The organism is Pseudomonas sp. TWR1-1-4, from assembly GCF_049897165.1.
In the GTDB taxonomy this organism is placed as follows: domain Bacteria; phylum Pseudomonadota; class Gammaproteobacteria; order Pseudomonadales; family Pseudomonadaceae; genus Aquipseudomonas; species Aquipseudomonas canadensis.
This window is the reverse complement of sequence record NZ_JAFCVS010000001.1, coordinates 620,435-641,627: the sequence shown is the minus strand read 5'-3', so window position 1 is coordinate 641,627 and position 21,193 is coordinate 620,435. Positions and strand designations below refer to the sequence as shown.

Below are 21,193 nucleotides of genomic sequence, written 5' to 3'. Positions count from 1 at the left end.
CCGCTCGCGGGCATTAAGGTCGATCTCCATAGGCCAGCACCGCGGCCATCCACGGAGGAATACCCTGATGCCCACCTCACCCCGGCAACTCAAATTCGGCGCCATTCTCACCGGTGTCGGCACTGCACAAAACGAATGGCTGCACCCGCAGATCCCCGGCGATGCCAGTGTGGATATCGACTGGTACCGCGCCCAGGCCCAGCAGGCAGAAGCGGCCAAGTTCGACCTGGTGTTCATCGTCGACAGCCCCTACATCACCCCGGATTCCGCGCCGCATTTCCTCAACCGCCTGGAGCCCTTGACGCTGCTCTCGGCAATCGCCGGGGCGACCTCGAAAATCGGCCTGGTGGCGACCCTTACGACCTCCTATACCGAACCCTTCAACGTGGCGCGGCAGTTTGCGTCCCTGGACCACATCAGCGGCGGCCGCGCCGGCTGGAACGTGGTCACCACCGGCTTGGAAGGCGCGGCCGGTAACTTTGGCCGCGAGCAACACATCGACCACACCGAGCGCTATCGCCGCGCAGCCGAACACCTGGAGGTGGTGCAGGGCTTGTGGGACTCCTATGAAGACGACGCCTTTGTGCGTGACAAGCAAACCAAGGTGTTCCTCGACCCGCAGCGCCAACACCGCCTCGATCACCACGGCGAGTTTTTCTCGGTCACCGGGCCGCTGAATATAGCCCGTTCAGCCCAAGGCCAACCGGTGATTTTCCAGGCGGGAATCTCCGAATCCGGGCGCAGCCTGGCGGCGAACTATGCCGAGGGAATTTTTGCCGGCGTGGGCAATTTCGAAGATGCCCAGGCGTACTACAGCGACATCAAAAAACGTACCGCCGCCGCTGGACGTAACCCTGACCACGTAACCATCCTGCCGGGTATTTCGCCAATCATTGCGGATACCGATGAGCAGGCCCAGGCCATCGACCGCGAGCGCAATGGCGAGCTAGATCTGCACAAAGCGTTGGTGCAGTTAGGCCGGCCATTCAATTACCACGACTTCAGCCAATATCCGTTGGATGAGCCGTTTCCGGAATTGGGTGACTTGGGCAGCAATGGCTATCGCGGGCATGCGGAGAACATCAAGCAAGTCTCCCGTGAACAGGGTCTGACGTTGCGTCAGGCGGCGCTGCGGTTTGCCAAGCCGTTTTCCAGTTTCGTCGGCTCGCCCAAGACCGTGGCGGATGAGATCGAGCGCTGGTTTGTGGAGCGCGCGGTGGATGGGTTCAACATCCATGTGGGCGCGCCGGAGGACTTTGCGCGGTTTACCGATCAGGTGTTGCCGCTGTTGCGCGAGCGCGGGTTGTTTCGCAGTGAGTACAGTCACAGCACGTTGCGCGGGCACTTGGGGCTGCCGGTGCCGGTGAATCGGCATACGGCAGCATCCCAGGCCCGTTCAGCCGCGCGGGCTATTGCTGCAACTGCAACGCCTGTTGCTTGAGCTTGCGTTTTTGCTCAAACGGCAACTTCTCATCATCCCCATACGGCGCGCTGTACCAGTTGCCATACGTCGGGTTGGGCAACAGAAACCAGCGCTGCCCCAGCCAGTTCACATAAGGCGCCACGGCCTTGCGTTGATCCGCGACGGTGTTGTGCTCGGCCTGGACGAAATCCCCCAGGGAATCACCGGCCATCAACAACACGCGGGCATGGGCGGCGACCCATTGGCGGCGGCAGTTCTTGCCGTAGCCGGCGCTTTCGCAATGGCCGGTGGGCGTGCTGGCGGCGAGGACACGTACGTCGCTTTCCACCGGGAAACCGCGCAGGCGCAGGTTTTTCACGGTGGCGGCGACCTGGCTGTGTTCACGGTTGGTCAGGTAGTAGACCGCGATACCTTTCTGCTGGGCCGCTTGCACGAAGGCGACTGCGCCGGGCAATGCCTGGGCCTTGGCCTGGTCGACCCAGGTGTTCCAGCGGTCGTAGGAATAAACCTGGTTGTTGACCACATCGCGGGCGTTGAGCGGCACGTTGTCCAGCAGGGTTTCGTCGATATCGACCACGATCGCCGGCGGCAACCCTTTGAGGTTGCGCGGGGGGAAGGGCAGGGCGTCCCAGGTCGGATCAGCCAGCGCCACGTCGAGTTGGCGGGTGGCATTGGCGAAGAGCTGACGGTAGATCAGCTCATGCTCGATGGAGGTCTGTGTCCAGAGCACGGCGTCGAGTTGGTCGTTGGCGGGTGGCGTTTGTTGGCAGCCCGCCAGCAGGCAGAGGCTGGCGAAGATCAGGTTACGCATGGACAGTCTCGCAGATGAAAGTTGGATGGGCGCACATTAGCCTAATCACGGGCGCCATACAGGCAGGATGTTTTCATCAATCGCCCAATGCGGCTGGCCAGGTCGCAGGCATACACCCCCCACCCATCGCGCATGACTGGCATGATCCCGCCAGTGGGCATGGCCGTTGAGCACGGTTTGCCCCAGCGCAGTCAACGCCAGCACCTGGCGTGGCCATTCCAGGTGCGTCTCGGTGGCCGTCAGCAAAGGGTTGTCGCCATCGATTAGCGGCCGCAGCAGCGCGTGAAACATCATGTCCCCCAGAAACGGTAGCGGTTCGCGCTTGGCCATCAACTCTGCAAAGACCCGGCCGAATGGCGTTGGTCCAGCCTCGGCGAGGTAAGTCAGGGTCAGGCGTTCGGTCAGCGACAGCCCATCGCGCAGACCTGGCAACTCCTGCAACTGACGCAACAGCGCCGGGGCCAGCAATGGCAAGGCGGGATGGCTGCCATGGGCCAATTGCGCCCACTTGACTGGCGAGCTGTCGCAATATGCCGACCAGGCCTCTTTGGCGAGTTGCACGGCGTCATCATCGATCAAGCGCCGTTGCGGCCACAGCCAGGCCAACACATCCGGCGCCAGTTGGCCGATGCCGATAAAACGCTGCACGCCGGGAATGCGGTCGACCTCGATCAGTTCCAGCTTGCGCGGTGCTTGCTCAAGACCCGCCAGTGCGCGAACCAGGAACAGTTGGTCATACGCATCCGCTTCGCACCACAGCACACTGTGATCGGCGCTGGCCAAGGCTTCGAGGTGGTCGTATTCAGCATCGACACGACGTGCCGCATCAGCTTCATCGATGGCAAAGGCCTGGCTGATAAAAGCGCTGCGCATGGCGCGGAAGGCTTGGCTGGGCAGATCGCGGACCGGGCCCATGCACAGCGGGTCGGTGAGCATCCGAAACTGTCCCTTGAACCCCGCCAGCTGCAGGCTGTGGGCAATGTCATTGCCGCAGCGCCAATGGGTGGTGCGGGCTTCGTCGCTGGCAGTAAAGTCGGGGTGGCGGGCGGCGAAGGCGATAGCATCGATATGCGCCTTGAGCTTTGGCCAACTGCTGAAACCCAGCTGCTTGGCGATTTCCCATTGGGCCAAGGACAAGGTCGCGTTCGGGTCTTGGGCTTTGAGGCGTGGCAGCAGTTCCTTGGCACGCTTGCGCTGCTGTTCAAGGTTGAGGCGGCCATCGGAATTGAAGTGACGGGACATACGATCTCCTTGCACAAACCTTTTCCGCTTCAAGGTGGGGAGTCGTAGAAAAAAGAGGGTGTTGCAGTGTCTTGGGCGCAGCCCTTTCCGCGGAAGGTGGCGTAGAGAGCGCCAGGCGGGAAATATAGGCAGTGCTGCGCCCGATTGCAAATGTCCGGCTCCCACAGGGGTCAGTCGGGCTTTTTCAGCAGCGTAGTGGGTCCTGTGGTCGAATGAATACGGTCTTTGGGAACTCGGCGTTTCTGAAACTGGATTTCGCCGCCCTCCCTGTGTTTTTCCACCAGATACAACATATCGTCGCTTTCGCCGACGATACAGGCCGTGACCACATCGAGGTTGTTGAGCTGGAGGATTGATGGCGTGCAATCATGAATCACTTCGTAGGCCCTCAGCTTGCCATGCGCCATCGACTGCGCGTACGCCAGCGACCAGATGATCCAGGCGAAAAATGCCAGAAGACTGATCAGCAGTGCGCCGGATATCGGCGTCGTGGCTTTTCTGTAGCTCTTCTCCAGCCTGCGCAGCATCCGATAGCGACGTGTGTGAGGGCCCAATTCCCGGGTGGGTAAAACACGGTCAGGGTTTTCGGTGAAGTACATCAGGCAGGCGAAAACCAGGACCGCTGCGGTGAAGATAAGCAAGGCAGCCAGTTTGACCAGAATGTCGTTTCCGCCGTACACCACGTAGTGATAAGCGTCGTAGCCGAGACGGTTGACGGGTACGCCGAGCGCGTTGTTATACGTTTCCAGATAGGCGTAGCCGTTTGAGTAAAACAGCGCGAACAACAACAGCATGATCGGCAGGCTTTGACGCTTTATCAGTCGCCACAACCACGCTGCGCTCAAGCGGGAAACGGGGGCATCGGATGCTTTCTGTTCGTCCATGAGGGCTCCTTTTTATAGGGGCGCAAGTCTAGCGAGCAGGATGTGCTTTGCCCAGGCCGTCTGCGCGCATCGGGTCATGCACATAAGTTTGAATTTTTTGAATGAAATCCCGGCCAGTGTGCCTCACCATTGCACCCTCCAGATTCAGAGGAACACCGCGTTCATGAGCGCACTGATCGAAACCCGCGCCCTCACGCGCATGGACGAGCGCCGCCAGGTAGCCTTGCTCCAGCCCACCGATTTCACCTTGAATGCCGCCGATCGCGTGTCGATCACCGGCTCATCCGGCTCCGGCAAAAGCGTGTTCCTGCGCGCACTCGCCCTGCTGGATGCGCCCAGTTCCGGGCAGATCCTGTGGAATGGCCAGCCGATTAACAACGCGCAGATTCCCCACTACCGCTGCCACATCAGCTACTTGTCGCAACGTCCGGCGCTGCTCGACGGCACCGTGGAAGACAACCTGCGTTTCCCCTTCAGCCTCAAGACGTCGCGCAAACGCCACTTTGACCTTACGACGGTGACCACACTGCTGGGCCACGCCGGCAAGAATCCTGACTTTCTGGCCAAGCGCGCCGCCGACCTGTCGGGCGGTGAGTCCCAGGTAGTTTCGTTGATCCGCACTCTGCAACTCAATCCCGAAGTGCTGCTGCTGGACGAGCCCACCGCCGCCCTCGACCCCACCTCATCCCGCGAAGTGGAAGCGCTGATCCACGCCTGGTTTGCCGGGGATCCCTCCCGCGCCTGTATCTGGGTCTCCCACGACCTGGAACAGGCGCGGCGCATGAGCGACATCCATTTGCAGATGAGCGCCGGTGTATTGAGCGCAGTGGCCCAGCCATGAACTATCAAAATCTCACCGCACTGGACATGGGCATCGCCGCCTCGCTGATCCTGATCAACGGCGCGCTTTCCCTGCTGCTGCGCCTGGGCCTGGAGCGCCAGTTGTTGTGGGCGGCGGTGCGCACCGTGGTGCAACTGCTGGCCATCGGTTACCTGCTGGGCTGGGTGTTCGAATTTGCTTATTGGTACGTGGTGCTGCCGTTGATGTGCGCCATGACCTTGATCGCCGGCATCTCGGCGGCGGGGCGCGGGCGGCGCACTTACCGGGGGCAGCGTGTGGACAGCATCCTATCGGTGTGGGGCAGTTCGTGGCTGGTGACGGCGGTGGGCTTGTTTGCGGTGATTCGCATCCACCCGTGGTACGAGCCGCAGTATGCAATTCCGATCCTCGGCATGATCCTGGGCAACACCCTGACCGGCGTGTCCCTGGGGATCGAACGCATGACCCAGGAGCTGACGTCGGGCCGCAACACCATCGAAATGATCCTGGCCCTCGGCGGCTCGCGCTGGGAGGCGGCGCAGGAAGCCATCCGCCAGGCCGTGCGCGCCGGGATGATCCCGACGTTGAACCAGATGACCGTCGTAGGCATCGTCAGCCTGCCCGGCATGATGACCGGGCAGGTGCTGGCGGGGGAGAGCCCGGTGGATGCGGTGCGGTATCAGATCGTGATCATGTTTCTGATTGCCGCAGCGTCGGCGCTGGGCACGGTGGGGGCGGTGTTGCTCACGTATCGGCGGTTGTTTTCCGTGAGCCATCGGTTTTTGCGGGATAGGCTTGAAGAGCGCTGAACGGGATTGTTTCATCGGGTGAAATGCTGGATTGTAAATCCTGGTGATTCCAACGGTTGGTGCAGCGGCGGAACATGCGGGGCGTTGATACCCCACTTTATTGGAGCCCCTCATGATCAAACTTTACGGTTTCCCGTTGTCCGGCCACAGCCACCGCGTCGAGCTGATGCTGTCGCTGCTCGGCTTGCCCACGGACTATGTGTTGGTGGACCTCAAGCAAGCCGCCCACAAAGCGCCCGAGTTCATTGCTGCCATCAACCCTTTCGGCCAGGTGCCAGCCATCGATGACAACGGTGTGGTACTGGCGGACTCCAATGCGATCCTGGTCTACCTGGCGAACACCTACGGCAAAGGCCAGTGGCTGCCGAGCGACCCGGTGGGCCAGGCCCGTGTGCAGCGTTGGCTCTCGGCCGCCGCCGGGCAACTCCACGCAGGGCCCGCGACTGCACGCCTTGCCCTGGTGTTTGGTGCCCAGGTGGACACCGCCGCCGCAATCAGCCGGTCCCACGCGTTGCTGAAACTGATGGAAACGCAGCTGGGCCAAAGCCGCTTCCTGGCCAGTGAGCAGCCGACCATTGCCGATGTGGCCTTCTACACCTACATCGCCCATGCGCCAGAAGGCAATGTGTCGCTGGCCGACTACCCTCAGGTGCGCGCCTGGCTCGCCAGCATCGAGGCGTTGCCGGGGTTCGTGGGCATGCCGCGCACGGCGGTGGGCTTGCAGTCGTAATAACTTTCTAGAGGCGTGCCGATGGACCGATTTCATGAAATGCAGGTGTTCCTGGCGGTGGCCGAGGAGGAGGGCTTCGCCGCCGCGGCGCGTCGCCTGAAAACCTCGCCACCCAGTGTGACGCGGGCCATCGCCGCCATGGAGGAACGCATCGGCACTCAGCTGCTGGCGCGCACCACCCGCAGCCTGCACTTGACCGAAGCCGGCCAGCGTTACCTGGAAGATTGTCGGCGCATCCTGGCCGAGCTCGATGAGGCCGAGGAAGCGGCGGCAGGCAGTTATTCCATCCCTTGTGGTCACCTGACCGTGACTGCGCCGGTACTGTTCGGCGAGCTGTATGTGGCACCGGTACTGGGGGAATACCTGGACCGGTTCCCCTTGGTGAACATCAACGCCTTACTGGTCGATCGCGTGGTCAACATGACCGACGAAGGTGTGGACGTGGCGGTGCGTATCGGTCACTTGCATGAACCGGGGCAGCAGGCGATCAAGGTCGGCGAAGTGCGCCGGGTGGTCTGCGCATCGCCGGCGTACCTCGAACAGCACGGGCGGCCTACGCATCCGTCGCAGTTGCATGAGGCCAAGATCGCCACGTCGTCGTCCAGTTCCTTGGTGAGTGGCTGGGAATTTGTGGACGGCGGCCAACCCTTGACTGTGACCATCGAGCCACGTCTGGTGGTCACGGCGAACAATGCGGCCATCAACCTGGCGCGCTTGGGCTGGGGCATGACGCGGGTGTTGTCCTATCAGGTCGCAGCTGCGGTGGCGGCGGGAGAGTTGGAAATTATCCTCGAAGCCTATGAGTCGGCGCCGTTACCGATCCAGGTGGTGTTCCAGAAGAGCGGCCGGGTGCCGGCCAAGATCAACACCTTTGTCGACTTCCTTACCCATCGCCTGGGCCAGGACAGCGCCCTGAACCCTGCGATGAAACGGCGCAGCTGATGGAGCGTTATCGCGATATGCAGTTGTTCGCCGCGCTGGCCGGGCAGCCGAGCCTGGCGTCGGCGGCGCGTGACGCACAGGTCTCCGGCCCGACCCTGGTACGCGCGATCGCCCGCCTGGAGGCGCGTTTGCGCGTGCCGTTGCTGGCGCGCAGCACGCGTGGCGTGAGCCTTACCGACGCCGGCAGCGCCTACCTGGCGGACTGCGTGCGCCTGCTCGCTGCGGTGGACGCCGCCGAAGCCTCGGCCAAGGGGCTGCATGTGCAGGCCCAGGGCAATCTGCGGGTGTTTTTGCCGTTCCTGTTCAGCCGTTATGTGATGGCGCCGGTCCTGGCCGACTACCTGGACCGCTATCCCGAGGTGAACCTGATCGTCAGCTACCACGACTATTACCCGAACCTGCACGAAGAAGGGCTCGACGTCGCCATCCTCGTCGGTGAACTGCCCGACTCGTCATTGATCGCCCGGCCGCTGGGGCAGGTGCGGCATATTCTCTGCGCCAGCCCCGACTATCTTGCAGCTCACGGCGAGCCCCAACACCCGGACGACCTCAAGCAGCACCGGCTGATCGCCAGCGCCGATCAGGTGCATTGGGATTTCCCGGGCTATCAACTCAAGGCCCGTGCCCGTCTGGGCTGCGCCACGGTACAGGGTGCGATCAATGCGGCGGTGCAGGGCGCGGGGTTGATTCGCTGCCTGAGTTATCCGGTGCACGAACACCTGCTGAGCAGGCAACTGCATCGCGTATTGCCGGATTTTGAACTGCCGCCACTGCCGGTGCAGGTGGTGTACCGCGAAGGTCGCAATGCACCGATGCGCGTGCGCAGCTTTGTCGACCACTGCGTAATGGCGCTGCGCGAACACCCGGCATTTCAGCTGGCGTAATAGTGGATTGCCTGGCGTGGTGATTCTCACGCCGGCTGGCAGGGTGCAGCATCGACACATCCAACCTGAGGTGCTTGCCATGAACCTGATCGAACAATCTCCCTGGCATGCCGGCGAACGGCACATACAAGAGGCGGTGGGCGTGGCCGACCGCATGGCCGTGGTCGGGCCGAAGGTGATCCGCGATCACCTGCCGGAACAGCACCGGGATTTCTATCCCTTGTTGCCTTACCTGATACTGGGTGCGGTGGACGAGCAGGGCATCCCTTGGGCGACGATGATCGAAGGCGCGCCAGGCTTTGCCCACTCGCCGGGCCCGCAGACCCTGCAGATCGACAGCCTGCCGTCCGCGACCGACCCGGCCCGCAACGCTCTGCGTGAGGGGGCAGCTGTCGGCCTGTTGGGCATCGACCTCAATACTCGGCGCCGTAACCGCATGAACGGCCGTGTGGGTGCACTCGATCACGACGGCTTTTCGGTCGACGTGGTACACACCTTCGGCAATTGCCCCAAGTACATCCAACTGCGCCCGGTCGATGGCATTGCCCGTAAACCCGGCACGGCGGTCGAACGCTTCAACGACTTGGACGCTGCCGCCCAAACCCTGATCCGCAACGCCGACACGCTGTTCGTCGCCAGCTACGTCGAGGTGGACGCTCAACGCTCGGTGGACGTTTCTCATAGAGGTGGCAACACGGGTTTTGTGCGGGTCGAAGGCAACGTGCTGACCATCCCCGACTTTGCCGGCAACCTCTTTTTCGCCACCCTGGGCAACCTGCAAGCCAATCCGGTGGCCGGGCTGTTGTTCATCGACTTTGAATCGGGCGATGTGCTGCAAGTGGCCGGGCGTACCACGTTGATCCTCGACGGCCCGGAAGTGGCGCTGTTCGAGGGCGCCCAGCGGTTGTGGACGGTGACGGTGGAACACGTGGTGCGCCGCCCGGCGGCGTTGGCGTTGCGGTGGCAGTTCGCGGAGTTTTCGCCGTTCAGTCTGGCGATGGGGAGTTGGTAGGCAGTCCCGGACCATAGTACGCATTCGGGAACAACTGGTTGGTCATCTCGATGATCTTGCTTTGTGCATCGATAAACTTGCCCATTCGAGCGCCACCCGAGGTCGAGTCATACAGCGCCTTGCCCACCTGGCGGCCATTTTCAAACACCTGGATATCGGCATAGCTCATGTACAGCGCCAGGTCCCAGCTCCATTGACCAATGTAGGTCGTCGAAAGCGCGCAACTGGCCGGTGGGGTGCCGGGCCGCAGCTCACGAGTCTGGAACCCTTTGCTGCGCAACTGCGCGGTGTAGGTGGCATTGAACCCGGCACGCAAGCCTTCGGCGGGGATCATGCAGATCTCAGGCGCCTGGGCGCCGCTGAAGGCAACCGGCGTGACGGTTTGCTTGATGCTGCAGCCAGCCAGGGTTAAGGCGGCCAGCAAACAAGCGGGAGCTGTTATCAGGCGCATAGCGACGTCCATATCTTCAGTAGTGGCTTGATGATAGCAGTGAAGGTCTGATGGCGAGCGCAGCATTTCAGACGCAAGGGATCATGTGTTGGGAGCTGGCTTGTCGAACCGTCGCACCGTCCCGTTGTGTCGCGAAGCGGCCCCAGCTCTATAGTTGTGTAAGAGCAGTCCGACAAAAGAGAGACTTCGATGCCATTCGTGCCCCACGGTTAACATTCAATTGCGCCACGGCCGGTGGCTACCTGCGCGTTATAGGGCAATACTCCCTCAGGTTTCTGCCCCGAGGTTTGCACCATGAATGTACCGAGCCGCCTTGCGCTCCTGATTGCCGCCGCTGCTGTTCTCAGTGCCTGTGGCGAAGCGTCCAAAATACCGTTTCAAGCCGGAGTCGGGCCTGCGCCGCAACTGCCCGAGCCCAGCACTTCTTTGATCCCTACGCTCAAGGTCTCCAAGGCCGTCGGCTGGTCTGACGGCGTGCAACCCACCGCCCCCCAAGGTTTCACCGTCACGGCCCTGGCCGATAACCTCGATCACCCGCGCTGGGTCTACACCCTGCCCAACGGTGATGTGCTGGTCGCTGAAAGTAATCACCCGCCCATGCCCGAAGGCGCCACCGACGGCGGCACGGGTGTGATCGCCTGGGCACGGCGCACGGCGATGGGTGTGGTGATGGGGCGTGTCGGCGCGGATACACCGAGCGCCAATCGCATCACCTTGCTACGCGATGCCGATCACGATGGGCATGCCGAAGTACGGACCGAGTTCTTGAGCGGCCTGATGTCGCCGTTCGGCATGGCGCTGGTGGGCAACGACTTGTATATCGCCAATGCCGACGCGGTGGTCAAGGTGCCTTACACCCCAGGCCAGACCCATATCGACGCCACTCCGGTCAAGGTCACCGACCTGCCGGCCGGCATCAACCATCATTGGACCAAAAACCTGCTGGCCAACCCCGAAGGCACCCGGCTGTATGTGACGGTGGGGTCCAACAGCAACGTCGGCGAAAACGGCCTCGACGCTGAAGAGGGGCGTGCCGCGATCTGGGAACTGGACGTGGCCAGCGGCGAGAAACGCCTGTTCGCCAGCGGTTTGCGCAACCCCAACGGCCTGGCGTGGAAACCGGGTTCTACCCAACTGTGGACGGTGGTCAACGAACGCGACGAAATCGGCAGCGACTTGGTGCCCGACTACCTCACTTCAGTGCAGGACGGTGCATTCTACGGTTGGCCGTGGAGCTACTACGGCAGCCACGTCGATGTGCGCGTCCAACCGCCACGCCCGGACAAGGTCGCCCAGGCTATCGCGCCGGACTACGCCCTGGGTACTCACGTCGCGCCGCTGGGCCTGACCTTTTCCGATGCGCGCGGCATGCCGGCTGCCTTTGCCGATGGGGTGTTCGTCGGCGAGCACGGCTCCTGGAACCGCAACCCGCAAGCGGGCTACAAGGTGGTGTTTATCCCGTTCAAGGAGGGCAAGCCGTCGGGTGCACCGGTCGACTTCCTCACCGGTTTTCTCAATGCCGAAGGCGAAGCGCAAGGCCGGCCGGTGGGTGTGACCCTGGACGGGCAGGGTGCATTGCTGGTGGCGGATGATGTGGGGAACACGGTGTGGCGGGTGACACAGAGCAAGCCCTGACCCCGATATGTTGCGGGATGTTGAACCGTCAGATTGAGCGATGCCTTTGGGTTAGCCTTGTTTTCCTACCGACAACAAGGAAGCGTCATGCAACGAAAGGTCATCAATCCCACGACGGTATTCAACTCCCTGCAATACGGCTTCAGCCAGGCCCTTGAGGTGCCACAGGGTCGGCGCATCATGCTGTCCGGCCAGGTGGGGGTGGATGCGGACGAGCGCACGGTCGGCCCAGGCATTACCGAGCAGACCGCCGCTGCGCTGGACAATATCGGCAAGGTGCTGGCCGAAGTCGGCGGTGATCTGTCCCATGTGATCATGTTGCGGCTGTATATCGCCGAGTCCGCCCGCGACCAGCAGGAACCCATCGCACACGCGCTGCGGCAGCGCTTCCCGCACAACCCGCCGCCGTCTTCGTGGATTATCGTCAGCGGGTTGTCGTTGCCGGAGTGGTTGATCGAGATCGAGGCGGAGGCGGTGATTCCTCAGGGTTAAACGCGACAACCCCGCCCGCGTCCGCAAGGGCTTCTCCCCACGCGCCGCCCAGCGCGGTATACAACTTCACCTCGGCCACCAACTGCGCCAGGCGGTCGACGATCAGCGCCTGCTGCGAGTTGAACAGCGTACGTTGCGCATCCAGGAAGGTGAGGTTGCTGTCCACACCGCTGCGGTAGCGGTGTTCGGCCAGGTTGTAATACTGCTGGTTGGCCGCGACGAAATCCCGTTGTGCCTCCAACTGGTCGGTATAGGTCTGCCGGGCCGCGAGGCCATCGGCGACTTCCTGGAAGGCGGTCTGGATGGATTTTTCGTACTGCGCCACCGTAATGTCCTTTTGCAGCTTGGCGTAGTCGAGGCTGGCGCGCAGGCTGCCGGCGTTGAAGATCGGCAGGTTGATCTGCGGCTGGAACGTCCAACTGCCGGAGCCGCCCTTGAACAGTCCCGACAGCTCTGTACTGGTGCTGCCCGCATTGGCGGTGAGGCTCACGGAAGGGAAAAACGCAGCGCGTGCGGCGCCGATATTGGCATTGGCGGCGCGCAGTTGGTACTCGGCCTGGAGGATATCCGGACGGCGTTGCAGCAGGTCCGAAGGCAGGCCGGCCGGTACCCTTGCGACCAAGTCATCCGCCAGTGGGCGCGACGGCAGTTGTTCGTCCACCGGGCCACCCACCAATAGAGCCAGGCTGTTGAGGTCCTGGGCGACCTGGCGCTCATAACGGGCCACGCTGGCGCGGGTGCTTTCGACGCTGGTGCTGGCTTGCACCACATCCAGTGCCGACGCCTTGCCGGCGGTTTTACTGCGGCTGGTGAGGCGCAGGCTGTGCTCGTTGGCCACCAGGGTTTGTCGGGCCAGGGCCAGCAGTTCCTGGTCGGCGCGCCAGGTCAGGTAGGCATTCGCGACGTTGGCCACCAGGCTCAACTGCGCGCTGCGCCGGGCCTCTTCGGTACCGAGGTAGGTGAGCATCGCCTGTTCGCTGAGACTGCGGATGCGGCCGAACAGATCCAGTTCATAGGCGCTGATGCCCAGGGTCGCGGAATAGCTCGACGTAATGGCAGATTTGCCCGTGCCGGTCACATCCCCCGGCAAACGCCGGCGTTGGCCGGCCCCGGTGGCAGAAACGGCCGGAAACAGGTCCGCACGCTGGATGCGGTACTGCGCCTGGAACGCCTCGACGTTCAGCGCCGCCACCCGCAGGTCGCGGTTGTTGACCAAGGCCTCGCCAATCAACCGTTGCAAGGCCGGGTCATGAAACAACTGCCGCCAGTCCGACGTGCCGGATTGCGCCAGCGCGTACACCCCTTCCTGGGGATACTGCGCCGGCACGGGTGCCGCAGGCCGGTGATAATCCGGTATCAACGAGCAGCCGCCAAGCAGCCCTGCCATCGCCAATGCGCTCAATTTATTCATCAGGCGCCAACCATCCATTTGGCCAGGCCATGTCGGCCACTCACGCCCAACTTGGCGGCGGCGCGCTTGAGGTAGGTTTCGATGGAGCTGTTCTTCACGCTGAGTTTTTCCGCCATTTGCGGCACGGTGCCACCGGTCAGCAGGCCCAGGCACACCTCTTGTTCGCGTGCCGACAGGGTGATTTCACCGAGGGACAAGCGCTTGTAGAACTCACGCTGCAATTGGGATTGCTCCAGCAAAGTGTGGGCCGGTTCGGCCTCGGGATGGGGCGCCTGGCGCAGGCTCTGGGCGTGGCATTCGATCAGTGGCAGCAGGGTGTCCGACAGGCACTTGAGAAACGACAACTCGGCCAGGGAAAACCCGCGATGGTTAGGTGGGCGATAAAACGAAATCACGCAGCGCCGGTTGCCCTGGCGCGACACCAGGTTGCACTGGTGTGAGGTGCCACGCGGGAACACGCTCTTGGCCTTGGCCTTCAACTGGATCAACAGCGGATCCTGCATGCCAAGCATTTCCCGCAGCAACGGGTGGTCGTCCATGGAGTTCAGCACCAGCGGCGGCAGGTCCTGGGTCTGGCCGGCGCTGCCAAGCAGCTTGATATCGAGCACGCGGTCGCGCAGCTCGTCGAGGGTCCATTCGCTGAGGTCCACCAGATGGATCGACACCCACTTGTCCACCAGGTGCAGCATGTGTGCGGCGAAATCCGTTTGGCCACTACTGGCAATTAACTCGCCCATTTCGGCATAGAAATTCGGGCTTTGCGGGTTGGCAATACTGCTGGTCAAACTCATAGCCATCTCATCCTTGAAATCGAAAACCTTCAACAGACTCTCTGGGCCACTGCGGGGGCGATCCGTTGCTCACACACCAGAGTCGGTAGTCGAGATTGTATTTAGCCAGGGGATTCGTCCTACGTATGTAGCTGAAACGAGGGACACAACCTGCCATAAAAACCACGTCATTAATTCGACGTTTCTGAGAGGCAATTCCGGCCGAAATAAATCAGAAGAGACGTTTATATTTATTTAACAAATTGATAAATAACGAAAAATAATTATTTTTAAAAACTATCAATGAATACTTACAGCGGCCAGGTGTAGCCAATTTCCTACACAGCTTTAATCGTTTCAGCAGTGAACCTTCAGCCAAGCTCAATCTATCCATTTGGATGTCCGGGTTTAGGGTGTCAGACAGCCTCGGTCCCTCATGCTCCAATCCGGCCTATTCGTCGTAATGGGCCTCCCTGCGCGGCCAGTGCCTGAACCCCATGAGAAGGATCTTATGAAGCATTCCTCCAGCTTCCCCCTCACCGCCGCCCAACAGGACATCTGGCTCGACCAACTGCGCGTGGGCGATTCGCCGCTGTACAACATCGGCGGCTATGTGGATTTTGCCGGCCCCATCGCGCAAGGCCTGATGCAGCGCGCCATCGAGTTGCTGGTGCTCAAGCACGATGCGTTACGCACGCAACTGCACACCGACGCCAACGGTTTGCCTCGGCAGACCTTCGCTACCACGGTGTCTGTCGACATGGCCCTGCATGATGTTTCCGGCGAGCCTGATCCAAAGGCTGCAAGCCATGCGCTGATGCAGGCACAAATGGCCTGGCCATTCACCCTGCAGGGCGCGCCGCTGTTTCGCTTCTTTCTGGTCAAACTCGACGACGACCACTACCGCCTCGGCACCCAGGCCCACCACCTGATCCTCGACGGCTGGGGCTTCGGCCAGATGCTGCAATCCCTGGCCCGGCTGTACACCGACCTGCAACAAGCTCGGCAACCGGAGCTGCTTGCGCCGTCCTACATCGACTTTATTGACGCGGATGAGCGCTATCACGCCTCGGCCCGCTATGCCCGCGACCGTGGGTATTGGCTGGGCAAATACCAGGTGCTGCCGGAACCATTGCTGACGCCGCGGAATAATGCCAAGGCGTCCAGCAATACCCTGGCCCAAGCGTTTCCGGTGGCGCTGCTCAACCGCATGGAACAAGTGGCGAACCGTTACCAGTCCTCGGCATTTCATGTACTGCTGGCGGCGATGTATGTGTATTTCACCCGCACCGCCCAGCGCCCGGAATGGGTGGTGGGGCTGCCGATTCTTAACCGCTCCAATGCGCGTTTTCGTTCCACCGTCGGGCTGTTCACCCAGGTCAGCGCCGTGCGTTTGCAGTTCGATGAGCAGCTGCCGTTCAGCGCTTTAGTCCGTGGGGTTCGCGACCAGCTGAAGCAGGACTTCCGCCACCAACGTTTTCCCCTGAGCGAGATGAACCGTGAGCTGGGCTTGCGCCGCACCGATCGCGGTCAGTTGTTCGACCTGTCGGTGTCCTTCGAACAGGACGATCATGAACTGCGCTACGGCACCACTGAGGCCCGTGCGGTCAAGGTGTCCAACCATCATGAGCCGTTGCCGCTGGCGATCCACCTGCGCAGCAACCGTTACCAGGACACCGCGTGCCTGCATTGCGTCTACAACGAAGCTTACTTCCAGCACGATGAAGTACTCGCCCTGGCGCAGCGCTTTACCTGGCTGCTGGAGCAAGGGTTGGAGGACGTCGCGCTGAAGATCAGTGACTTCTCCCTGGTGACGCCCGCCGAACAGGCCCAGCTGCAACTCTGGAACGCCACCGCCCAGGCCAACGCGCCGGTGCAAACCCTGCACGGCCGCGTCGAAGCCCAGGCCGCACGCACGCCGGACGCCGTGGCGGCGGTGTACCAAGGCCGGCAGTTGAGCTACGCGCAGCTCAACCAGCAGGCCAATGCGCTGGCCCATCAACTGCTGGAGCGTGGTGTACAGCCGGACGACCGCGTGGTGATCCTGGCGCGGCGCGGGTTGGAGACGCTGGTGGGGTTGCTGGCGACCCTGAAATCCGGCGCCTGCTACGTACCCGTAGACCCGGCCCATCCCGCCGAGCGCCTGAGCTATTTGCTGCAAGACAGCGATCCGGTGGTGGTGCTCACCCAGCACGATCTGCTGACGCGTTTGCCTGCGCTGGAGGTGCCAGTGATCCAGCTGGATCGCCCGACCTTCCACCTGGGCACCAACCCCCGCGTGCCGGTCAGCGCCACCAACCTCGCCTATGTGATCTACACCTCAGGCTCCACCGGCCTGCCCAAGGGCGTGATGGTCGAGCATCACACCGTCTCGAACCTGGTGGACTGGCATTGCCAGGCCTTTGACCTGCGCGCCGGCAGCCACACCGCCAGTGTCGCCGGCTTCGGGTTTGACGCGATGGCCTGGGAAATCTGGCCTGCGCTGTGCGTGGGCGCCACCGTGCACCTGCCGCCGGCTCATGACGGCGCCGAAGATATCGACGCGCTGCTCAGCTGGTGGCGAGCGCAGCCGCTGCAAGTAGGCTTCCTGCCGACGCCCGTGGCCGAGTACGCTTTCAGCCAAGGCCTGCAACATCCGACCCTGCGCACCCTGCTGATCGGCGGCGACCGATTGCGGTCTTTTACCCAGGCGCAGTCCTTTGCGGTGATCAACAACTACGGCCCCACCGAAGCCACGGTGGTCGCCACCTCCGGTCCCATGGAAGTGGGCCAGCCGCTGCACATCGGCGCGCCCATCGCCAATGCGACAGTGTATTTGCTGGATGAACAGCAACGCCCGGTGCCCATCGGTGTACCGGGGGAGCTGTACGTCGGCGGCAAAGGTGTCGCACGGGGCTACCTCAACCGCCCCGAGCTCAATGCCGAACGCTTCCTCGACGACCCGTTTATCGAAGGCCGCATGTACCGCACCGGCGATCTCGCGCGCTGGCTGCCGGAGGGTAACCTTGAATACCTGGGGCGCAACGACGACCAAGTGAAAATCCGTGGCATGCGCATCGAACTGGGCGAAATCGAATCCGCCCTGGCCACTCATCCGCACGTGCAGGAGGCGGTGGTGCAGTCACGCGATGGGCAATTGCTCGCCTGGTTCGTCCCCCGCGAAGCGGTGCAGATCGAAGCCCTGCGCACCCACCTGCAGGCCTCGCTGCCCGATTACATGCTGCCCGCCGCCTACACGCAACTGGACGCGCTGCCCCTGACCGCCAACGGCAAACTCGACCGCAAGGCGTTGCCGGCGCCGACCCAGGATGCCTTTGTCACGCGCGTGTATGAAGCCCCGCACGCCGGGGTGGAATCCCTGTTGGCGCAACTCTGGGCCGAGCTGTTGCACGTGCAGCAGATCGGGCGCCACGACCACTTTTTCGAACTCGGCGGGCATTCGTTGCTGGCCGTGCAATTGGTGCAGCGCATGCGCCAGGTCGGGCTGCGTGCCGATGTGCAGGTGCTGTTCGGCCAGCCGACCCTGGCAGCCTTGGCGGCGGCCAGTGAATACGGCGAGGTGGACGAACCTCACCTGGCCGAACTGGATCCGGCGAGCCTGGCGCGCATTGTCGCGAGCATTCCCGGCGGCGCGGCCAACGTGCAGGACGTCTACCCGCTGGCGCCGCTGCAGGAGGGCTTGCTCTACCACCACATCACCGACGAGCGTGATCCGTACCAGCAACAAGCGTTGTTCAGTTTTGCCCGGCGTGAGCAGTTGGACGCGTTTGCCCAGGCCCTGCAACAGGTGATCAATCGCCACGATATCCTGCGCACCAGCCTGGTATGGGATGCCCTGGAGCAGCCGATGCAAGTGGTGTGGCGCGAGGCGCTGTTACGTGTTGAACCGTTGCGCGAGGACTATTTACCGCTGGATTTGCGCCAGGCGCCACTCATGGCCCTGGACTATGCCGAAGAACCGCAGCACCAACGCTGGATCGCTCGTCTGCGCTTCCATCACTTGGTCAACGATGCTACGTCCACCACGATCCTGATGCAGGAACTCCGTGCCCATTTACTCGGCCAGCAGGCACAACTGCCGGTGCCGGTGCCATATCGCAATGTGGTGACGCAAGCCCGTTCGCCGGCACGTCAGGCAGGGCATGAGGCGTTCTTTCGCGAGCAACTGGGTGATATCGACGAGCCGACGCTGGCCTTCGGGCTTCAGGAACGCCAGGCGGATCGGGCGCACACCGGTGAAGCCGAACGCGCACTGAGCGACCGGCTCAATCAGCGCCTGCGTGCCCAGGCGCGCGGGTTGGGCGTGAGCGCGGCCAGCCTGTTCCATCTGGCCTGGGCCCAGGTGCTCAGCCGCGTAGCGGGCCGCGATGACGTGGTGTTCGGCACGGTTTTGCTCGGCCGTTTGCAGGCGGGCGAGGGCGCTGATCGGGCCCTGGGCATGTTCATCAACACCTTGCCGCTGCGAGTGCGCCTGGCCGGGAAAAACGTCGCCAATGCGCTGATCGATACCCACGCTCGGCTCAGCGCCTTGCTCGCCCATGAACAGGCATCGCTGGCGTTGGCCCAGCGTTGCAGCAGTGCATCGCCACTCTTCAACAGCCTGCTCAACTACCGCCACACCGACGCCGATCGTGACCTGATCCTGGTGCCGGGCATCGCCTTGCTCAGCAGTGAAGACATCCTCAGTTACCCGCTGATGCTGACCGTGGACGACATCGCCAGCGGCTTTCGGATCAAGGCCAAGGCCCCGCGCCAGGTCGGCGCCGAGCGCTTGTTGGATTACCTCGAAACCGTGCTGGTCAACCTGGCGGACACGCTGGAGCAGGCACCGCAAACGCCACTGTGTGAAATTCAGGTTCTGCCCGCCCGCGAGTTGAACACCTTGCTGGTGGACTTCAACGCCACTGAAACCGCATACCCCGAAACCCTCACCGTGCAGGCGCTGTTCGAAGCCCACGCGCGGCATATTCCCCACGCCGTGGCGGTGCAGGCCGGCGAGCGGCAACTGACCTACCGCGAGCTTAACGAACGCGCCAATCAACTGGCCTTCCACCTGCGCGAACGCGGGGTGCAGCCGGATTCCCGCGTGGCGCTGTGCGTCGAGCGCGGGCTGGATCTGGTGGTGGGTTTGCTGGCGATCCTAAAGGCCGGCGGCGCCTATGTGCCGCTGGACCCTGGCTACCCGCGCGAGCGCCTGGCCTACATGCTCCACGACAGCCAACCGGTTGCACTGCTTGTGCACGCGGCAACCCGCGACTTGCCGGGTGATGTGTCGATCCCGGTGATCGACTTCGACCACTGCGCCTGGAGCCAGGCACCCATCGACAATCCGTTGGTGCCGGGCTTGAGCGTCGCCAACCTGGCCTACGTGATGTACACCTCGGGCTCCACCGGCACGCCCAAAGGCGTGATGATCGAGCACCGGGGCCTCGGTAACCTGATGCACTGGGGCTCGCAGTTGTGCCCCAACGCCGAGGGCGGCGCCCTGTTGCAACGGGCGCCCTTCAGCTTCGACGGCTCAGTGTGGGAGCTGTTCTGGCCGCTCACCAACGGCATGCGGTTGGTGCTCGCCCGGCCTGATGGTCACCGTGAGCCTGCGTACCTGGCGCAGGTGATTCGCGAGCAGCAGATCAGCGTGATCAAGTTCGTGCCGGCCATGCTCCAGCAGTTTCTTGAACTGGAAGAGTCGGCCCTGTGCACCAGCCTTACTGACGTGCTGTGTGGCGGCGGCGAACTCACCGAAGCCCTGGCCCGTGGCGTGCAGGCGCGCTTGCCCAAGGTGCGCCTGCATAACGTCTACGGACCTACCGAGGCCACGGTAGACAGCAGCGCCTGGACCCTGGAGCCCGACGCGCCGGTGCCTGCGCTGCAACTGCCGATTGGCCGGGCGATCAACAACACGCGTCTGTATGTGCTGGACGAACATGACAGGCCGACGCCCCTGGGGGTCAGTGGCCAATTGCATATCGGCGGGGTCGGCGTGGCCCGTGGTTACCTGGGGCTGGAGCAGATGACCGCCGAACGGTTTATCGACAGCCCGTTTGTTGACGGCGACCGGCTGTACCGGACTGGCGACCTGGTGCGTTACCTGCCGGACGGCAACCTTGAGTTCCTTGGGCGTAATGACTTCCAGGTCAAACTGCGCGGCGTGCGCTTGGAGTTGGGGGAAATTGAATCAAGGTTGATGGCGCATCCGGCGTTGCGGGAAGTGGCGGTGTTGATTCGGGATGAGCGATTAGTCGCCTATTTCTCTGTGCGTGGGGAGGCACCGAGCCTGGAAGCCCTGCGCGCGCATGTGCTGGAGCAGTTGCCGGAGTACATGGTGCCGGCGGCGTTTGTGCAGTTGGATGAATTGCCGCTCAATCCTGCGGGAAAACTTGACCGTAAGGCGTTGCCGGAACCGGGGTTGGAGTCGGTGGTGAGTCGGGCTTATGAAGCGCCGGTGGGGGAAGTGGAGATGCTGATGGCTGGGATTTGGGCTGAGGTGTTGAAGCTTGCGCGGGTGGGGCGGCATGACCATTTCTTTGAGTTGGGGGGGCATTCGTTGTTGGCGGTGAATCTCGTGGCGCGGATGCGCAAGGCGGGGTTGGAGGTGGATGCGCGGACGTTGTTCAGTCATCCGACGTTGGCGCAATTGGCGGAGCAGACGGCGACGCAGGTGGAGCGGGTGGAGGTTCCTCAGGCGGCCATTCCCCAGCTCAACCGGCGGCGCAGGATCTGATGTGTTTTTGTGGGAGCTGGTTTGGTGGTGTACATATCCATTGCTGCGGTAACGGCGGGTATGGGTTCCGCCCTTACGGCGGCTCACTTTTGATAGAGCGCAAAAGTAAGCAAAACGCTCTTGCCCCAACACTCGGCACCTCGCTTAGGCTCGGTG

The 21,193-nt window shown here is 62.6% G+C and carries 16 protein-coding genes; 10 read left to right on the top strand and 6 right to left on the bottom strand.

The features are described 5' to 3' along the window. Positions 1-67: 67 nt before the first annotated feature. Positions 68-1,441, top strand: coding sequence for an LLM class flavin-dependent oxidoreductase (locus tag ACP7C6_RS02990; protein WP_426108246.1), 1,374 nt, complete (start codon positions 68-70; stop codon positions 1,439-1,441). Here ACP7C6_RS02990 and ACP7C6_RS02985 read toward each other — a convergent pair. The 3 genes from ACP7C6_RS02985 to ACP7C6_RS02975 all read right to left on the bottom strand — a co-directional run bounded on the left by ACP7C6_RS02985 (position 1,410) and on the right by ACP7C6_RS02975 (position 4,360). Next, on the bottom strand, positions 1,410-2,234 hold the full coding sequence (locus ACP7C6_RS02985; RefSeq protein WP_311893105.1) for a 5'-nucleotidase, lipoprotein e(P4) family: 825 nt from the start codon (positions 2,232-2,234) through the stop codon (positions 1,410-1,412). The genes ACP7C6_RS02990 and ACP7C6_RS02985 overlap by 32 nt on opposite strands. Before the next feature lie 45 nt (positions 2,235-2,279). Continuing rightward, positions 2,280-3,476 carry a DUF1835 domain-containing protein gene (locus ACP7C6_RS02980; RefSeq protein WP_426108245.1) on the bottom strand — a complete coding sequence of 399 codons (1,197 nt, stop codon included), beginning with the start codon at positions 3,474-3,476 and terminating at the stop codon, positions 2,280-2,282. 170 nt (positions 3,477-3,646) lie between these two features. Continuing rightward, positions 3,647-4,360: a hypothetical protein gene (locus tag ACP7C6_RS02975; protein WP_426108244.1), complete on the bottom strand. Its 714-nt coding sequence runs from the start codon at positions 4,358-4,360 to the stop codon at positions 3,647-3,649. A gap of 163 nt (positions 4,361-4,523) precedes the next feature. Between ACP7C6_RS02975 and ACP7C6_RS02970 the strand changes: the two genes are divergently transcribed. The 6 genes from ACP7C6_RS02970 (at position 4,524) to ACP7C6_RS02945 (ending at position 9,557) form a co-directional block, all read left to right on the top strand. Further along, positions 4,524-5,201, top strand: coding sequence for an ABC transporter ATP-binding protein (locus ACP7C6_RS02970; protein ID WP_426108243.1), 678 nt, complete (start codon positions 4,524-4,526; stop codon positions 5,199-5,201). Next, complete coding sequence (locus ACP7C6_RS02965) at positions 5,198-5,989, top strand: ABC transporter permease (RefSeq protein ID WP_028617053.1); 792 nt, start codon at positions 5,198-5,200, stop codon at positions 5,987-5,989. Before ACP7C6_RS02970 ends, ACP7C6_RS02965 begins: the two co-directional genes overlap by 4 nt. 112 nt (positions 5,990-6,101) lie before the next feature. Then, a complete protein-coding gene (locus ACP7C6_RS02960) occupies positions 6,102-6,719 on the top strand; it encodes a glutathione S-transferase family protein (RefSeq protein WP_426108242.1) in 618 nt (205 codons plus the stop codon). A 21-nt stretch (positions 6,720-6,740) separates the two neighbouring features. Beyond that, positions 6,741-7,661, top strand: a complete 921-nt coding sequence (locus tag ACP7C6_RS02955; protein WP_028617051.1) for a LysR family transcriptional regulator — start codon at positions 6,741-6,743, stop codon at positions 7,659-7,661. Then, the gene (locus tag ACP7C6_RS02950) at positions 7,661-8,545 is read left to right on the top strand and encodes a LysR family transcriptional regulator (protein WP_028617050.1); all 885 of its coding nucleotides are present in this window, start codon (positions 7,661-7,663) and stop codon (positions 8,543-8,545) included. Before ACP7C6_RS02955 ends, ACP7C6_RS02950 begins: the two co-directional genes overlap by 1 nt. 79 nt (positions 8,546-8,624) lie before the next feature. Continuing rightward, a complete protein-coding gene (locus ACP7C6_RS02945) occupies positions 8,625-9,557 on the top strand; it encodes a pyridoxamine 5'-phosphate oxidase family protein (protein ID WP_308907735.1) in 933 nt (310 codons plus the stop codon). Here ACP7C6_RS02945 and ACP7C6_RS02940 read toward each other — a convergent pair. Beyond that, entirely contained in the window at positions 9,532-10,008 is a 477-nt protein-coding gene (locus ACP7C6_RS02940) for an Sbal_3080 family lipoprotein (protein WP_028617048.1), read from the bottom strand. The two genes, ACP7C6_RS02945 and ACP7C6_RS02940, sit on opposite strands and share 26 nt — an antisense overlap. 294 nt (positions 10,009-10,302) lie before the next feature. Between ACP7C6_RS02940 and ACP7C6_RS02935 the strand changes: the two genes are divergently transcribed. Both ACP7C6_RS02935 and ACP7C6_RS02930 read left to right on the top strand, forming a co-directional pair. Beyond that, a complete protein-coding gene (locus ACP7C6_RS02935) occupies positions 10,303-11,643 on the top strand; it encodes a PQQ-dependent sugar dehydrogenase (RefSeq protein WP_426108241.1) in 1,341 nt (446 codons plus the stop codon). Positions 11,644-11,730: 87 nt separating this feature from the next. Continuing rightward, complete coding sequence (locus ACP7C6_RS02930; RefSeq protein WP_426108240.1) at positions 11,731-12,135, top strand: RidA family protein; 405 nt, start codon at positions 11,731-11,733, stop codon at positions 12,133-12,135. Here the strand turns inward: ACP7C6_RS02930 and ACP7C6_RS02925 are convergent. Both ACP7C6_RS02925 and ACP7C6_RS02920 read right to left on the bottom strand, forming a co-directional pair. Continuing rightward, entirely contained in the window at positions 12,068-13,546 is a 1,479-nt protein-coding gene (locus ACP7C6_RS02925; protein WP_323986680.1) for an efflux transporter outer membrane subunit, read from the bottom strand. The two genes, ACP7C6_RS02930 and ACP7C6_RS02925, sit on opposite strands and share 68 nt — an antisense overlap. Beyond that, complete coding sequence (locus ACP7C6_RS02920) at positions 13,546-14,337, bottom strand: helix-turn-helix transcriptional regulator (RefSeq protein WP_305381788.1); 792 nt, start codon at positions 14,335-14,337, stop codon at positions 13,546-13,548. The genes ACP7C6_RS02925 and ACP7C6_RS02920 overlap by 1 nt, the downstream gene beginning before the upstream one ends. A gap of 490 nt (positions 14,338-14,827) precedes the next feature. On the opposite strand from ACP7C6_RS02920, the gene ACP7C6_RS02915 reads away from it, so the two are divergent. Continuing rightward, positions 14,828-21,037 (top strand): amino acid adenylation domain-containing protein, encoded by a 6,210-nt coding sequence (locus tag ACP7C6_RS02915; protein WP_426108239.1) that lies wholly within the window; start codon positions 14,828-14,830, stop codon positions 21,035-21,037. The last annotated feature ends 156 nt before the right edge of the window (positions 21,038-21,193 follow it).

Excerpts from the sequence above, each read along its gene's own strand:
- ACP7C6_RS02990 (WP_426108246.1), top strand. The coding sequence starts at position 68 with ATGCCCACCTCACCCCGGCAACTCAAATTCGGCGCCATTCTCACCGGT.
- ACP7C6_RS02985 (WP_311893105.1), bottom strand. The coding sequence starts at position 2,234 with ATGCGTAACCTGATCTTCGCCAGCCTCTGCCTGCTGGCGGGCTGCCAA.
- ACP7C6_RS02980 (WP_426108245.1), bottom strand. The coding sequence starts at position 3,476 with ATGTCCCGTCACTTCAATTCCGATGGCCGCCTCAACCTTGAACAGCAG.
- ACP7C6_RS02975 (WP_426108244.1), bottom strand. The coding sequence starts at position 4,360 with ATGGACGAACAGAAAGCATCCGATGCCCCCGTTTCCCGCTTGAGCGCA.
- ACP7C6_RS02970 (WP_426108243.1), top strand. The coding sequence starts at position 4,524 with ATGAGCGCACTGATCGAAACCCGCGCCCTCACGCGCATGGACGAGCGC.
- ACP7C6_RS02965 (WP_028617053.1), top strand. The coding sequence starts at position 5,198 with ATGAACTATCAAAATCTCACCGCACTGGACATGGGCATCGCCGCCTCG.
- ACP7C6_RS02960 (WP_426108242.1), top strand. The coding sequence starts at position 6,102 with ATGATCAAACTTTACGGTTTCCCGTTGTCCGGCCACAGCCACCGCGTC.
- ACP7C6_RS02955 (WP_028617051.1), top strand. The coding sequence starts at position 6,741 with ATGGACCGATTTCATGAAATGCAGGTGTTCCTGGCGGTGGCCGAGGAG.
- ACP7C6_RS02950 (WP_028617050.1), top strand. The coding sequence starts at position 7,661 with ATGGAGCGTTATCGCGATATGCAGTTGTTCGCCGCGCTGGCCGGGCAG.
- ACP7C6_RS02945 (WP_308907735.1), top strand. The coding sequence starts at position 8,625 with ATGAACCTGATCGAACAATCTCCCTGGCATGCCGGCGAACGGCACATA.
- ACP7C6_RS02940 (WP_028617048.1), bottom strand. The coding sequence starts at position 10,008 with ATGCGCCTGATAACAGCTCCCGCTTGTTTGCTGGCCGCCTTAACCCTG.
- ACP7C6_RS02935 (WP_426108241.1), top strand. The coding sequence starts at position 10,303 with ATGAATGTACCGAGCCGCCTTGCGCTCCTGATTGCCGCCGCTGCTGTT.
- ACP7C6_RS02930 (WP_426108240.1), top strand. The coding sequence starts at position 11,731 with ATGCAACGAAAGGTCATCAATCCCACGACGGTATTCAACTCCCTGCAA.
- ACP7C6_RS02925 (WP_323986680.1), bottom strand. The coding sequence starts at position 13,546 with ATGAATAAATTGAGCGCATTGGCGATGGCAGGGCTGCTTGGCGGCTGC.
- ACP7C6_RS02920 (WP_305381788.1), bottom strand. The coding sequence starts at position 14,337 with ATGAGTTTGACCAGCAGTATTGCCAACCCGCAAAGCCCGAATTTCTAT.
- ACP7C6_RS02915 (WP_426108239.1), top strand. The coding sequence starts at position 14,828 with ATGAAGCATTCCTCCAGCTTCCCCCTCACCGCCGCCCAACAGGACATC.